At 61.6% G+C, this 12,988-nt stretch carries 9 protein-coding genes; 3 read left to right on the forward strand and 6 right to left on the reverse strand.

The window, feature by feature from the left end; genetic code table 11:
- Window positions 1–9 precede the first annotated feature (9 nt).
- Window positions 10–1,785 (forward strand): aspartate--tRNA ligase, encoded by a 1,776-nt coding sequence (gene aspS / locus HB676_RS31095; RefSeq protein ID WP_213742321.1) that lies wholly within the window; start codon window positions 10–12, stop codon window positions 1,783–1,785.
- Here aspS and HB676_RS31100 read toward each other — a convergent pair whose 3' ends face one another.
- Window positions 1,786–3,765: a hypothetical protein gene (locus HB676_RS31100; protein WP_213742322.1), complete on the reverse strand. Its 1,980-nt coding sequence runs from the start codon at window positions 3,763–3,765 to the stop codon at window positions 1,786–1,788.
- 281 nt (window positions 3,766–4,046) lie between these two features.
- On the opposite strand from HB676_RS31100, the gene HB676_RS31105 reads away from it, so the two are divergent.
- Window positions 4,047–6,356 (forward strand): NADP-dependent malic enzyme, encoded by a 2,310-nt coding sequence (locus tag HB676_RS31105; RefSeq protein WP_213742323.1) that lies wholly within the window; start codon window positions 4,047–4,049, stop codon window positions 6,354–6,356.
- 127 nt (window positions 6,357–6,483) lie between these two features.
- A complete protein-coding gene (locus HB676_RS31110) occupies window positions 6,484–6,930 on the forward strand; it encodes a DoxX family protein (RefSeq protein WP_213742324.1) in 447 nt (148 codons plus the stop codon).
- A gap of 25 nt (window positions 6,931–6,955) precedes the next feature.
- Here the strand turns inward: HB676_RS31110 and HB676_RS31115 are convergent, their stop codons facing one another.
- The 5 genes from HB676_RS31115 to HB676_RS31135 all read right to left on the reverse strand — a co-directional run bounded on the left by HB676_RS31115 (window position 6,956) and on the right by HB676_RS31135 (window position 12,751).
- Window positions 6,956–7,465, reverse strand: coding sequence for a dihydrofolate reductase (locus tag HB676_RS31115; RefSeq protein ID WP_213742346.1), 510 nt, complete (start codon window positions 7,463–7,465; stop codon window positions 6,956–6,958).
- A 63-nt stretch (window positions 7,466–7,528) separates the two neighbouring features.
- Entirely contained in the window at window positions 7,529–8,476 is a 948-nt protein-coding gene (locus HB676_RS31120) for a polysaccharide deacetylase family protein (RefSeq protein WP_213742325.1), read from the reverse strand.
- Window positions 8,477–8,632: 156 nt separating this feature from the next.
- The gene (locus HB676_RS31125) at window positions 8,633–9,208 is read right to left on the reverse strand and encodes a glutathione peroxidase (protein WP_213742326.1); all 576 of its coding nucleotides are present in this window, start codon (window positions 9,206–9,208) and stop codon (window positions 8,633–8,635) included.
- A gap of 76 nt (window positions 9,209–9,284) precedes the next feature.
- Entirely contained in the window at window positions 9,285–10,922 is a 1,638-nt protein-coding gene (locus HB676_RS31130; RefSeq protein ID WP_213742327.1) for a hypothetical protein, read from the reverse strand.
- 74 nt (window positions 10,923–10,996) lie between these two features.
- Entirely contained in the window at window positions 10,997–12,751 is a 1,755-nt protein-coding gene (locus HB676_RS31135; RefSeq protein WP_213742328.1) for a L,D-transpeptidase family protein, read from the reverse strand.
- Window positions 12,752–12,988 lie beyond the last annotated feature (237 nt).

Here is a 12,988-nt window from a genome sequence, read left to right on the forward strand (position 1 = left end):
AGGATACCCATGCATCGTTACCGGTCCCACACCTGCGGCGCGCTCCGTGACAGCGACATCGACCAGAGCGTTCGTTTGTCCGGCTGGTGCCATCGTATTCGCGACCATGGTGGCGTGCTGTTCATCGACCTGCGCGACCATTACGGCCTGACGCAGTGTGTCGCCGACCCGGATTCGCCGGCGTTCAAGGACGCTGAAAAGCTGCGCTCGGAATGGGTGGTGCGGATCGACGGCAAGGTGCGCCGCCGTCCCGGTGGAACGGAAAATCCGGAATTGCCGACCGGCGCGGTCGAGCTTTACGTCAGCGAGATCGAGGTGCTGGGCCCGGCCGGCGAACTGCCGCTGCCGGTGTTTGGTGAACAGGAATATCCTGAGGACATAAGGCTTAAGTACCGTTTCCTCGACCTTCGCCGCGAGAAGCTGCATCAGAACATCATGACCCGCGGCGCCATCGTCGATTCCATGCGCAAGCGGATGAAGGAGCAGGGTTTCTTCGAATTCCAGACCCCGATCCTGACGGCTTCGTCGCCGGAAGGCGCACGCGACTTCCTGGTGCCGTCGCGGATTCATCCGGGCAAGTTCTACGCGCTGCCGCAGGCGCCGCAGCAGTACAAGCAGCTCCTGATGATGTCGGGCTTCGATCGTTATTTCCAGATTGCGCCGTGTTTCCGCGATGAGGATCCGCGTGCCGACCGCTTGCCGGGCGAGTTCTACCAGCTCGATCTGGAAATGAGCTTCGTCGAGCAGGACGATGTGTTCGCGGCCGTCGAACCCGTCATCACCGGCGTGTTCGAGGAGTTTGCCAAGGGCAAGCCGGTCACCAAAAACTGGCCGCGGATTCCGTTTGCGGAAGCCCTGCGCAAATACGGCAGCGACAAGCCTGACTTGCGCAATCCCATCATCATGCAGGACGTCTCCGAGCACTTCCGCGGCTCCGGCTTCAAGGTGTTCGCGCGGATGCTGGAAGACCCCAAGAACCAGGTCTGGGCGATCCCGGGCACCGGTGGCGGCTCACGCGCGTTTTGCGACCGGATGAACTCCTGGGCGCAGGGCGAGGGCCAGCCTGGGCTCGGCTACATCATGTGGCGTGAGGGTGGCGAGGGCGCCGGACCGCTCGCCAACAATATCGGTCCTGAGCGGACCGCAGCCATTCGCGACGCGCTCGGATTGAAGGAAGGCGACGCGGCATTCTTTGTCGCCGGCGACCCCGACAAATTCTGGAAGTTTTCGGGCCTCGCCCGCACCAAGCTCGGTGAAGAGCTGAACCTGATCGACAAGGATCGGTTCGAACTTGCGTGGATCGTCGACTTCCCGATGTACGAATACAATGAGGAAGACAAGAAGGTCGACTTCTCGCACAATCCGTTTTCGATGCCGCAAGGTGGCCTCGATGCGCTGAACGGGCAGGACCCGCTGACCATCAAGGCGTTTCAATACGACATCACCTGCAACGGCTACGAGATCGCCTCCGGCGGCATCCGTAACCACCGGCCGGAAGCGATGGTGAAGGCGTTCGAGATCGCCGGTTATGGCGAGAAGGATGTGGTCGAGCGTTTCGGCGGCATGTACCGCGCTTTCCAGTACGGCGCGCCGCCGCATGGCGGCATGGCGGCGGGTGTTGATCGCATTGTGATGCTTCTGTGCGGCACCAACAATCTGCGCGAGATCTCGCTGTTCCCGATGAACCAGCAGGCCGTCGACCTCTTGATGGGAGCGCCGTCGGAGGTCGGGATGGAGCAACTGCGGGAGCTTCACATCCGGTTGAACCTGCCGGACAAGGGATAACTACAAGCCCGTCGAAGCTTCGATTCCAAATTGCGCCAGCGCGATCGACGGGTCGCTCTTTAACAACTGCATCAGTTGCATCACCGGCACCTTGCCGAGCGGCGTCAGCCTGATGATCAGCGTTTGGCCTGATGTCTCGATAAAGCGGGTCAGTGCTTCCACGGCAACGGTGGCATCGGGATTGCCTCCCAGGCTCTTTTCGCTGCCGGCTCGTATGCTATCGATGATGGCGCGCCGCGCCTCGTCCCGGCTGACATTTTGCGCGTGGGCATATTGCGCGACGGCGATGTCGACGCCGCCAAGATCATGCAGCGTGAGCTCTATCGTCCCGGCCTCGATCTGAGCCGCCATAGTGGTTGTTTGCACCGGATTGATCGAGAATACGTCCCGCGGCACGTTGGCAAGTGAGACGCGTGCGGAAGCCTTCAGCACATTGCCGAACTCGATCGATACGGGCTCCAGTACGAATGCGCGCGACGCCTCCGTCCAAACCGCGCCGAGATCGAGGTCCATCGTGACGGTGTCCATACCGGCGGCAAGAAGCCACCGCGATCCCATCTCATTTGCGAGAAGGGGGCTGATCAGCTTCGCGACCAGATGCGCCTGGCTCGGGATTGGACCGATAAACTGGCCCCAGTTCAGGTTGATGGTATCGATGTGAATCGGCTTGTTGGTGTTGTTGTAAGGCGCAACGAAACCTTTGACTTCGGCGCCTTCGATCAGCGGCAACAGTGCCAGCGCCTGGTTGGGCGAAGGCTTCTGTCCGGCGAACTGAGCCGTCATGCGCAGGAGGTTTGAGATATCGATGCCTTTCAGCGCGAAGCGTTCAAGTTTGACGGGGCCCTTTGGCGCCCGCGCATCCAGGCCTTCGAAAGCCACTTCGCCGATCTTGCCGTTTTCGAAGTTGAACCGCATCGCGGCGAGTTTCATCGGCCCTTGCGGCGTCTCGACGGACAGCCCGTGCATCTCGGCATTTCCGATGCGGATGCCCTCATAGAGCGTGGCTGCCTTTTCTATCAACTCGCGTGCTTGTGCAGGCGTTGGCGGAGCGGCACCATCCGGCGGCATCACCGCCAGCAGCGCCGGAAGTTGCAGCCGCGATGGCCGCAGCCCGACGTCATCCATCGTCAGGCTGTCGATCCGCATATTCAGGCCGGGAGCAAATGTGAGGATATAGGGGCCAGCCGAAATCTGCCTGTAAGTGCGGTAATACTGGTCGTCATTGGCTCTCTGCGGATCGAACAGGGCCGTCATCGCGTTGATATCGATGTCGCGCGCGATGACATTTGCCAGACTGCCGGTCAGTTTCTCGGCTTTGCCCGCCGGTTGCATGTTGACCGTGAAAACGAAGCCGTCGACCTTCGCGGTGGCGATCTTGCCGTCCCTGATTCCTTCGACCGCACAGCCCGAATAAGTGATGTCGCCATTAACCGGTGTCGTTCCGCTGAAATTGATGGTGGCGGCTACGCTGGGGGCCGTGATCGATGCGGCCGTAATTCCAGCCAATTGCCTGAGCGCAAACAAACGGACGTCGATGAAGGAGGACGATGCCGGCGGCTGTTGCAGATTGGCGGGTCCGGAATAGTCTTTCACGGTGACCCGCGGCACTTTATAAGTGAGGTTCATGCCGGATTGGGCGGGCATCGCCAGGCCGATCTCGATATCAGCGGCTTCAATACTGTCGGCGTTAAATCGCGTTGGGTCCGTCTGGCTCACTCCCGAAGCCGTGATGTTTGCGATCTTGAGGGTGGTCGGAGGTTGTGCGGCCGATTCGCCTGATATGTCCGAGATCGTCACGGTGCGACTCTTGATGTCGAATGACACCTTGCCGTGGCTCGCCTTGGCGCCCGTCGCGCGGATTTGATCGAACGCCGCCTCGACCTCGCTGGCGACCCGATGCTGCGTATAGAACTGGAAACCGAAAAAGCCTCCCACCCCGATCACGATGGCGGCGAGAGCGCCGTAGAGAACCTTTACCATTCGGTCAGCTCCGATTGCCGATTCTGCGGGCGCAGATTGTCATATTATCGGTCGATTGAGCGGGATAGGGGGCTTTCGCGTTCAGGGCTTCGATGATTCGCGTCGATCTGACCGCTGGAGACCCATTGATAGGCGCCATTGGATGTTGCATCCAAGCAGTTGCGCATGCTTCACATGCGGCCCAATCTGCTGGAAAACCAGCCTCGTCTTGATGTAACACCGACCTCGTCTTGATGTATCAAGAAACGAACGTTCAGGGGCCGGAAAACGCGGGAGTATGCATGTCGTCCTATTCTGAAGATCTCACTTCCGCAGCGCTCGCCTATCACCGCCTGCCGCGGCCGGGAAAGCTTGAGATCCAGGCGATCAAGCCGCTGGCCAATCAGCGCGACCTCGCGCTGGCCTATTCGCCGGGCGTGGCGGCCGCCTGCACCGCGATTGCGCAAAACCCTGCCGAGGCGGCGTCGCTGACCATCCGTGCCAATCTTGTCGCGGTCGTTTCCAATGGCACCGCGGTGCTCGGCCTCGGCAATATCGGCCCGCTGGCGTCGAAGCCTGTGATGGAAGGCAAGGCGGTTCTGTTCAAGAAATTCGCCGGTATCGACGTATTCGACATCGAGATCGCGGCCGACACCATCGAGCGCGTGGTCGAAACCGTGGCGGCGCTGGAGCCGACCTTCGGCGGCATCAATCTGGAGGACATCAAGGGCCCGGAGTGTTTCGAGATCGAGGCGCAGCTCAAGGAGCGGATGAAGATCCCGGTATTCCACGACGATCAGCATGGCACCGCCATCATCGTCGGGGCCGCAATCACCAACGGGTTACTGCTCAACGGCAAGAAGCTCAAGGACGTCAAGATCGTCGCTTCAGGCGCTGGTGCCGCGGCGATCGCCTGCCTCAACCTGCTGGTGTCGCTCGGCGCGCAGCGCAAGAACATCTGGGTCTGCGATATCGACGGCGTGGTGCATGAAGGTCGCAATACGCTGATGGATCGCTGGAAGGCGGTCTATGCGCAGAAGACCGACAAGCGCGTGCTGGCCGAAGTAATCGGCGGTGCTGACATCTTCCTCGGCCTGTCCGCGCCCAATGTGCTGACGCCGGACATGGTCAAGCAGATGGCGGACAAGCCGCTGGTGATGGCGCTGGCCAATCCGAATCCGGAGATCATGCCGGATGAGGCGCGAAAAGCGCGGCCGGATGCGATGATCTGCACCGGACGCTCGGACTTTCCCAACCAGGTCAACAATGTCCTGTGCTTTCCATTCATCTTCCGTGGCGCGCTCGATGTCGGCGCCACCGCGATCAACGAGGATATGAAGCATGCGGCGGTGGAAGCGATTGCGCAGCTCGCGCGCGATCCGCCGTCGGATGCGATCGCGCCCGGTTTCGACAGCGGCGAGACGCAGGGATTCGGGCCGGGCTCGCTGATCCCGAGCCCGTTCGATCCGCGGCTGATCCTGCGCATTGCGCCCGCGGTGGCCAAAGCCGCGATGGACTCCGGTGTCGCGACCCGGCCGATTGCCAATTTCGAGGACTATACTGCGCAGCTCGAGCGCTTCGCGTTCCGCTCCGGTCTGGTCATGAAGCCGGTGTTTGCCAAGGCGAAGACCCAGCCGGTCCGTGTGATCTACGCGGAAGGCGAGGACGAGCGCGTCTTGCACGCGACACAGGTTGTGCTGGAAGAGAAGCTGGCGCGGCCGATTCTGGTCGGACGCCCCTCGGTGGTCGAAGCGCGGATCAAACGGTTCGGCCTCGCCATCAAGGCCGGCCAGGATTTCGATCTGATCAATCCCGAGGACGATCCGCGTTATCGCTCCTACGTCCAGTCCTATATCGATCTGGCCGGCCGTCACGGCGTCACCCCCGACGCCGCACGCACGGTCGTGCGCACCAATGCGACCGTGATTGCCGCGCTCGCGGTCAGCCGCGGCGAAGCCGATGCCATGATCTGCGGCGTCGAGGGCCGTTATATGAGCCATCTGCGCCATGTGCGCGAGATCATCGGCTTTCTGCCGGGCGTGAGCGATTTCGCGGCATTGGCGCTGATGATCACCAGCAAGGGCGCTTATTTTATCTCAGATACGCAGGTGCGGCCGAACCCGAGCGCCGAGGAGCTTGCGGAAATGGCGGCGCTGGCGGCGATCCATGTCCAGCGCTTCAACCTGAAGCCAAAAATCGCTTTCGTGTCACATTCCGATTTCGGAAGTTATGATACCGACTCTTCGCGCAAGATGCGCCGCGCCACCGCGATCCTGAAGCAGAATCATCCGGAACTCGAGGCCGATGGTGAGATGCAGGGCGATACCGCGCTGTCACAAGCGGCGCGGCAGATGATCCTGCCGCATTCGAAGCTGGAAGGTGAGGCGAACATCCTGATCATGCCGAACCTCGACACCGCCAACGTCGCTTATCAGATGATCAAGGCGCTGGCCGACGCGTTGCCGGTGGGGCCGATCCTGATCGGGCCAGCACGGCCGGCGCACATTCTTACGCCGTCGGTGACCGCGCGCGGCATCCTCAACATGACCGCGGTTGCCGCGGTCGAAGCCCAGGAGCGTGCTGGCCGTCAGCAACCGACCCTGTTCGGCTAGGCCGATTGTTGTGCGGTTGTCGCCATCAAGCCGATCGATTTGACTGTTTGAAAAGCCGGGGCGGAACGCCCATAATCGTTCCGCCAAATAACGACTTTCGCATTTGCAGCATTCAGTGAGGGCGACCATGCCAGCGTTTATTACTTTCGGGCGAATTCTGTTCGCTGTGCTGTTTATTTTTTCGGGAGGATCCAAGCTTCTGGATCTAACGGCGACAGCCCAAATGACAGAGAAAGTTGTTATTCCGGCGGCGCTGGCAACCTACACCTCGCAGCTCGAGGGTCTGACGGGCATGACGATGCCGATGATGCTGGCGATTGCGGCCGGCGCAATTGAGCTGATCTGCGGCATCATGATCGCGCTGAATTTTGGCGCGCGTTTTTTTGCGATCCTGCTGATCCTGTTCGTGGGAGCCGCGACTTTCTACTATCACGATTTCTGGAATCAAACCGGACCCGACGCCAGGAACAACCTCGTCCATGCGTTGAAGAACCTGTCGATCATCGGTGCATTGTTCATGATCGCCGGCTATGGCCGAGGCGCGCGGGCAGTCGAACCCGCCTACGACGTCTAGAACCTGATCATCTCTGACTAAAAAACTAGGCGGCGCGCCGCCATGGCGTGACGGTGACCCCATGCGTGCGGTCGAGGATTTGGGCCTCGCCGGCACGCAGGCCGTGCGCGGTCAGGATTTCCTGAGGCGTCTTGCGGGGAACGCCGGGAAAGCACGCTTCGCCGCCGGGCAGGTGCACCCGTGGCGCCTGCGAAAGCCAGAACGTGTCATAGCGGTCCAGGAACATTGCGAAGATCACCGGTCCGCCGATGATCGCAATGGTGCCTGATCGCACGCCTGATTGATCGCAGGCGGCTTCGAAGGGGGCGCCCGCGGGATTCCATAGCGTTGCCTTGGGATTGGACGGATCGGGCGCGACCGCATTTATCGTGCGGGTTACGATGATCCTGTTTCGCTGCGGCGAGTTCGGCTGATCTTCGTAGGAATGCCGGCCGTGCACGATCAGATCGGCGCGGTCGAGGGCGGACGTGAAGAACTGCTTGTCGCCCTCGAATTTCAGTTGGTCCGGCATCACGTGATCGGCGCCCGCCAGCATGCCGTCGGCGGAGACGATGACATAGCCTTCGATGAGCGGTGCCGTCACAGTCGTGCGGCCGGATTATTCTGAAATCGTCTGCACGACGCTGGACACCGGACGGTCGCTGACCGTCGGCAGCTTGACGTCCTTGACGATCATCTCGTCATATTGCGGCAGCGTCTGCACCGGGGCCTTGGCCTTCATCTGCACCACTTTATAGCCACCGGCCTTCAGCTTGCGCAGCAAGGCGGGCAGCGCCTCGGCGGTATGCTTGTGGAAATCGTGCATCAGGATGATGCCCTTGCCGAGCTTGTCGAGCTTGTTCATCGTCACATCGATGACCTGCTGGGCGTTGCGCGCCTTGAAGTCGAACGAGTCGAGATCGCAGGAGAACATCGCGATATTTCGCGTGCCGAGATAGGTCACCATTTCCGGTGGATGCTGCAAGGCCGGGAAGCGGAAGAATGGCGAGGGCGATTTGCCGCCGAGCGCCCATTTCACCGCGCTGAAACCTTTTTCGATTTCTTCCTTGCGCTGATCCTCGGTCAATTTCTTGTTGGTCAGCGTGGCGTGCGACCAGGTGTGCGATCCGATGGTGTGACCGGCGGCGGAAACCTGTTTGAGGATTTCCGGATAATACGTCGCATGCTTGCCGATGATGAAGAAAATGCCGGTCGTGCATTCGTCCGCCAGCGTCTTCAAGATTGAAGGCGTATTGACCGGCCACGGGCCGTCATCGAACGTCAGCACCACTTCTTTCTCGCGCAGGAAATCAAGTTGCTTGAAATGCTCGAAACCGAAGCCGGGTCCGCCCGTGGTGTCGATCTCGACCACGCGGCCGATGCTGAGCGCGTCCGGATTGGCGCAGGCGGCCTTGGCGGGCGCTGGAGCGGCCGCGGGGGCCGGTGCAGGGGCGGCCGCGGCGGGAGGCGCCGCCGTGCCCTTGGCGGCCGGCGTTTGCGACCAGGCGGCGCCCGAAAGACATAGTGAAACCGCGCCCGCAAAAATCAAACCTGCCGCAACACGCATCGCGCTCTTTCCTTACACTGATCTTGTGCCCGGGCTCGGCTTTTTGCCGTCGCCCGAACCGTTTCCCGCCTCTGATCAGCATAGCCTAGTTGGACCGGCGCGGCCACGGCAACGGGTTTTTGCGGCCCGGCAGGCTTGTCAACCGAAGCGGTTAATTCAGGCGGCGGCGAGGGCCCGCGCGACCGCGGTTTTGACGCGCGTATCCAGGGGATCAACTCGCTCGGGAAAGACATCGGCGAGATAGCCGTCGCGGCCGACCAGATATTTGTGAAAGTTCCAGCGCGGGACATCCTGTGGCCGTGCCGTGGCGGCCCACCGGTAGAAGGGATGCGCGTCCGGGCCTTTCACGACCGCCTTGGCCGCCATCGGAAAGGTCACGCCATATTGGTGCTGCGCGGTTTCTGCGATCTCTGTGGCGCCGCCGGGTTCCTGTCCACCGAAATCGTTGGAAGGCACGCCGACAATCATTAAACCGCGGTCGTGAAATTCGCTCCATAGCTGCTGCAACCCGGCATATTGCGGGGTGAAGCCGCACAGCGACGCCGTATTCACGACCATCATGGGATGGCCGGCATAATCGGCAAGCCGGATATTGCCGCCGGCCAATGCCGGGAACGAGAACGCATAAGCGGTGATCCCGCTCATGGCGGCCTGCGCGTGGGCCGTCCGTATCGAGGACGGAATTGTTGTTGCGGCCAGCAGAGACGCGAGGATGGTTCGGCGGTCGATCATAGCTGACCTCATGTCGTCACGATCAAGGCTCGATGATGTTAGCGTAGCCCGAGAGCGGGCGCCTCTCAACAAGCCGTTACGACCGGGCGGGTGGGCACCACGGCAGCGCCAGCAGCGGCATGTAATGCGGACGCCATTCGCAGATCGGTTCCGGCCCCCGGCGCATGAAGGCGTATTTGATCGGCTCGGCCTGGCCGATCGCGATGTGCAGTACGAACAGGACCATCGCTACGGGGTAGGCCCATTTGTAAAAGCGCAGATCGGGAAGCGCATCGAGCAGGATCGCGCCGGCAAGGATAATCAGAGGATCGGTGAAGATGAAATATTCGGATTTCAATCCGCGCCGTACCCCGAGTGTGTCGATCCCGATCGCCGCCAGCAGCAGCATCAGCGCCTGGATCGCGGCCTGTTTTTCGCCGCGCGACCATGCATAGACAATGCCGGGCGCGATCAGCCAGGTCAGAAACACCGTGGGCCGCGGCGAGGAGTGCAGCACGAACGTGTAGCGCGCGAAAACCGAGGCGAGCCCGTCGAGCAGCAGCCACAGAATTCCCGAAGGGCTGGCGCCGTTCGCAGCGTTGGCGGTGCTTGCGTCCGCAAAGGTCAGCATTTTTTCCAGCGGATTGAAGACCGCAATCACATTGCTGGCGTTGTATTCGATATCAAGCGCGAGAAGCGCCAGCGATGCGCCGGCGGCAAGGGCTGCGATCGACGCCAGCGTCTCGGCGGCGCTGACCCGCCAGATCACGGCATAGGCGATCACGCAGCCACCGATCAGGCCCAGCAATGCTAGCTGATAGAGGCCGAAACGGCCGAGCAGCAGCGGGTGAAACAGCGCGGCATCGAGCAGCGAGCGATCGAACCCGGTCGCAATCAGCGGCCATGCCGCCCATGCCGTGGCCAGCGCCACGAGAGCCGCAAGGACAACTGCGGGCCAGCTTGAGCGCGCCTCACGCCAGAACGGGACGCTGGCGCTTCTAGCATCGCCGAACGGCAACACCAGCAAGGGCAATGCCCCGACCAGCAGGATCGCCTGCACTTTGTTTTCAAGGCCGAGCACGCAAAGCGCTGCGGCGCCGGCCATTGCGAGCGGGCGCGCAATGCTGGCGCGGCGTCCGTAAGCGATCAGGATCATCAGTGCAAAGATGACGGGACACGCTGCAACCAATTCGCTGCGCAAAATGCGCAGATGCACCGCGATGGCGCCGGAGAATGCAAAAGCCAACGTCGCGATCAGCGCGACGCGCCAGTCGCGCACGATGCGACGGACCAATGCGGCAAAGGCCAGCACGCAGCCCGTGGCGATCAGCCAGACCAGAATGCGCCCGGCGCGGACAGCGCTGGTCATCGCGGCATCAAAGGCGCCGGCATCGGAGGCTGGTGGCAGGGACGATAATGACCAGGCCTCAAGCAGGCCGAAACGATGCAACAGCGTGAACCACGCCTTCACCGACAGGATGGTGAGGTAGGCGGTGTGATCGAAGAACGATTGCGACTTGCCGTCGTTCATGACAAGCGCGTTGTAGATCACCATGAAATCCATGTCGGCGTTGCGCCAGTAAATCAGCGCGTAGCCGTACAGGAAAAACGATGCCGCAAGAGCTGCGACGATCGCAATCAATCCCCCGCGCCAGCCGAGAAATGTCAGCCGGTCGAAGGCATCGTTTGTCGCGGGAGGTTCGGCCGCTACGGCAGTAGGGGAGAGTTGGTTCATGACGGCGGTCTTTTAGCGTAGCCGCCGGTCCAAAGCGACCGCCGAACCAACAGCTTCAAGACGTGCCGTGCCTTTTAGCGCAGGGAAACGATAAAATCCGTTCCTTCGCCGGTTTCGCCGCCGGCGATGCCCTGGTCCGAGACGATCAGCGAACCACCGGTCGAGAGCGCTTCGGTAATTCTGGCCAGCGCCTCGGCGGGCAAATTGAGGCGATCCAGCGCTTCGGCGGGACTATCCGGCGCCGGCAATGATTTCACCTCGACCGCGCCTGCGATCTTGCGCCGGCGCGAACTGCGCTCGTCTTCGTCGCGGCGCTCGGCAGCCCTGGATGCGGGCATCGTAACCACCGACCAATGCAGCACATTGGCGTTTTCCTTGTCGACCTGCGCGGTGAACACATGTGTTCCCAGCGGCCGGTCGCTCGGCGCGATCGTCACGGGCGCTTCGAACAGCGGCAGGAAGTTCTGCCGTACATAGAGTTTCGAATCCTTGCGGCTGACGAACACGGCGATCTGGCCGCTGCGCTTTGGCGCCTCGGGCTTCACGGCAGCGGCCTTTTCGAGGCCTGACAGGCGGCCCTGGTCTTTCCTGGCCGGTGGCACAATGGCGGCCTCTGCCGCTATCTTGCTCCCGGTGGGCTTTTCAATGGATTTGGCGGCATCGGCTTTCGGCGCTTCACTCCTGACGTCGGCCGCCTTGACCTCGGCCGTTTTGGTTTCGGCTTTCGGCTCGTCCATTTTGGCGGCTTCGCTGGCGGCAGCGTCGACCTTTGTGGTCTCGACTTTTACGGCCTCGGCGTTTGCGCTCTCTTCAGCCTTGATTTCAGCAGTTGCGGTTTTCGGCGGCGTGACGTCAGCCGATTTGGCCTCGGTGGATTTATCCTCGGATGAAGCGATGTCACCGGACTTCGCAGCGTCCGGCTCGGGCTGCGCCACCGCGGTCTCGGCCGCCGGCGTCGCGCCGCTGCCTGCGTCTGACATCGTAGGGGCATTCGATACCGGCAGTGAATTGCTGGCGTCCGCGGTGCGGGTCGGTTCGGTGACGCTGTTGGCGTGTCCGATGGTCGATCGCAGCTCAACAGGGGCTTCCGCGATCGCCGGTTTGGTCTTCGTGTCGGCCTCAGCGCCCTTGTCCGTTTTCGCAGCGCTCGGCGCATCCGATTTCGGCTCGTCGGCCACCATCGGCTGTGGCGCAACCTTCACGGCTGCGAGCAGCGGATGCGCAAAACTGGCAGGCGGTGTCATTTCGCCGGGCGTCACGACCACGCGTGCGCCCATCCTGGTCCAGGTCCACATCTTCATCGCGAAGGCCATCGGCATGCGGATGCAGCCATGCGACGCCGGATAGCCCGGCAGCACGCCGGCATGGATGGCGATACCCGACCAGGTGATACGCTGCATATACGGCATCGGAGCGCCGCTATAGATATTGGAATGATGCAGCCGGTCTTTTTGAATGACGCTGAAAACACCCATCGGCGTCGGGTGGCCGCGCATGCCGGTGGACACCGGGGTTTCCGCGAACAGGCCGTTGGCGTCGTAAATTCTCATCTTTTGCTGATCGATCGAGATCGAGATGATCACCGGTCCCTGCGGCTTGGAAGATTCCTTCTCCGGCATTTCATTTTTCTTCGCCGCATTGCGGCGGGCCTTCGGCTTCCTGGGCTGAGCCGCCGGATCGGGCTGTGACAATCCGGGCTCGGAACCCGGCCAGTAGAGCGCGGCTTCCGCCTGGGACGTGACGCCGATCGCGCTGGCTGCCGTCAAAACCGCAACTCGCCAAACCCGTCCGGTTGCCACGGCCGCCTTATGCCCATTTACGCGCGTCATTTTCGAATCCCAGCCCGTTTGAAGATTTAGTGTTGCAGACGAGATACGCGTTCACCAGCGGAACGCCTCTAACGCCCACGATTTTCGCCCCAAGCGTAACAAAAAAGCCTCACATTGCGTTAAACGCCGGGGATTTTCGCCCGGCAGTACCGGCTACCGCTGGCCTTCCTGCGACGCCTTTCGACCATTACATGGGTGAAACCCCGCCCACGGAGATTTTCATGACACGTCAAGACT

It is taken from the genome of Bradyrhizobium sp. dw_411 (assembly GCF_018449695.1).
In the GTDB taxonomy this organism is placed as follows: domain Bacteria; phylum Pseudomonadota; class Alphaproteobacteria; order Rhizobiales; family Xanthobacteraceae; genus Bradyrhizobium.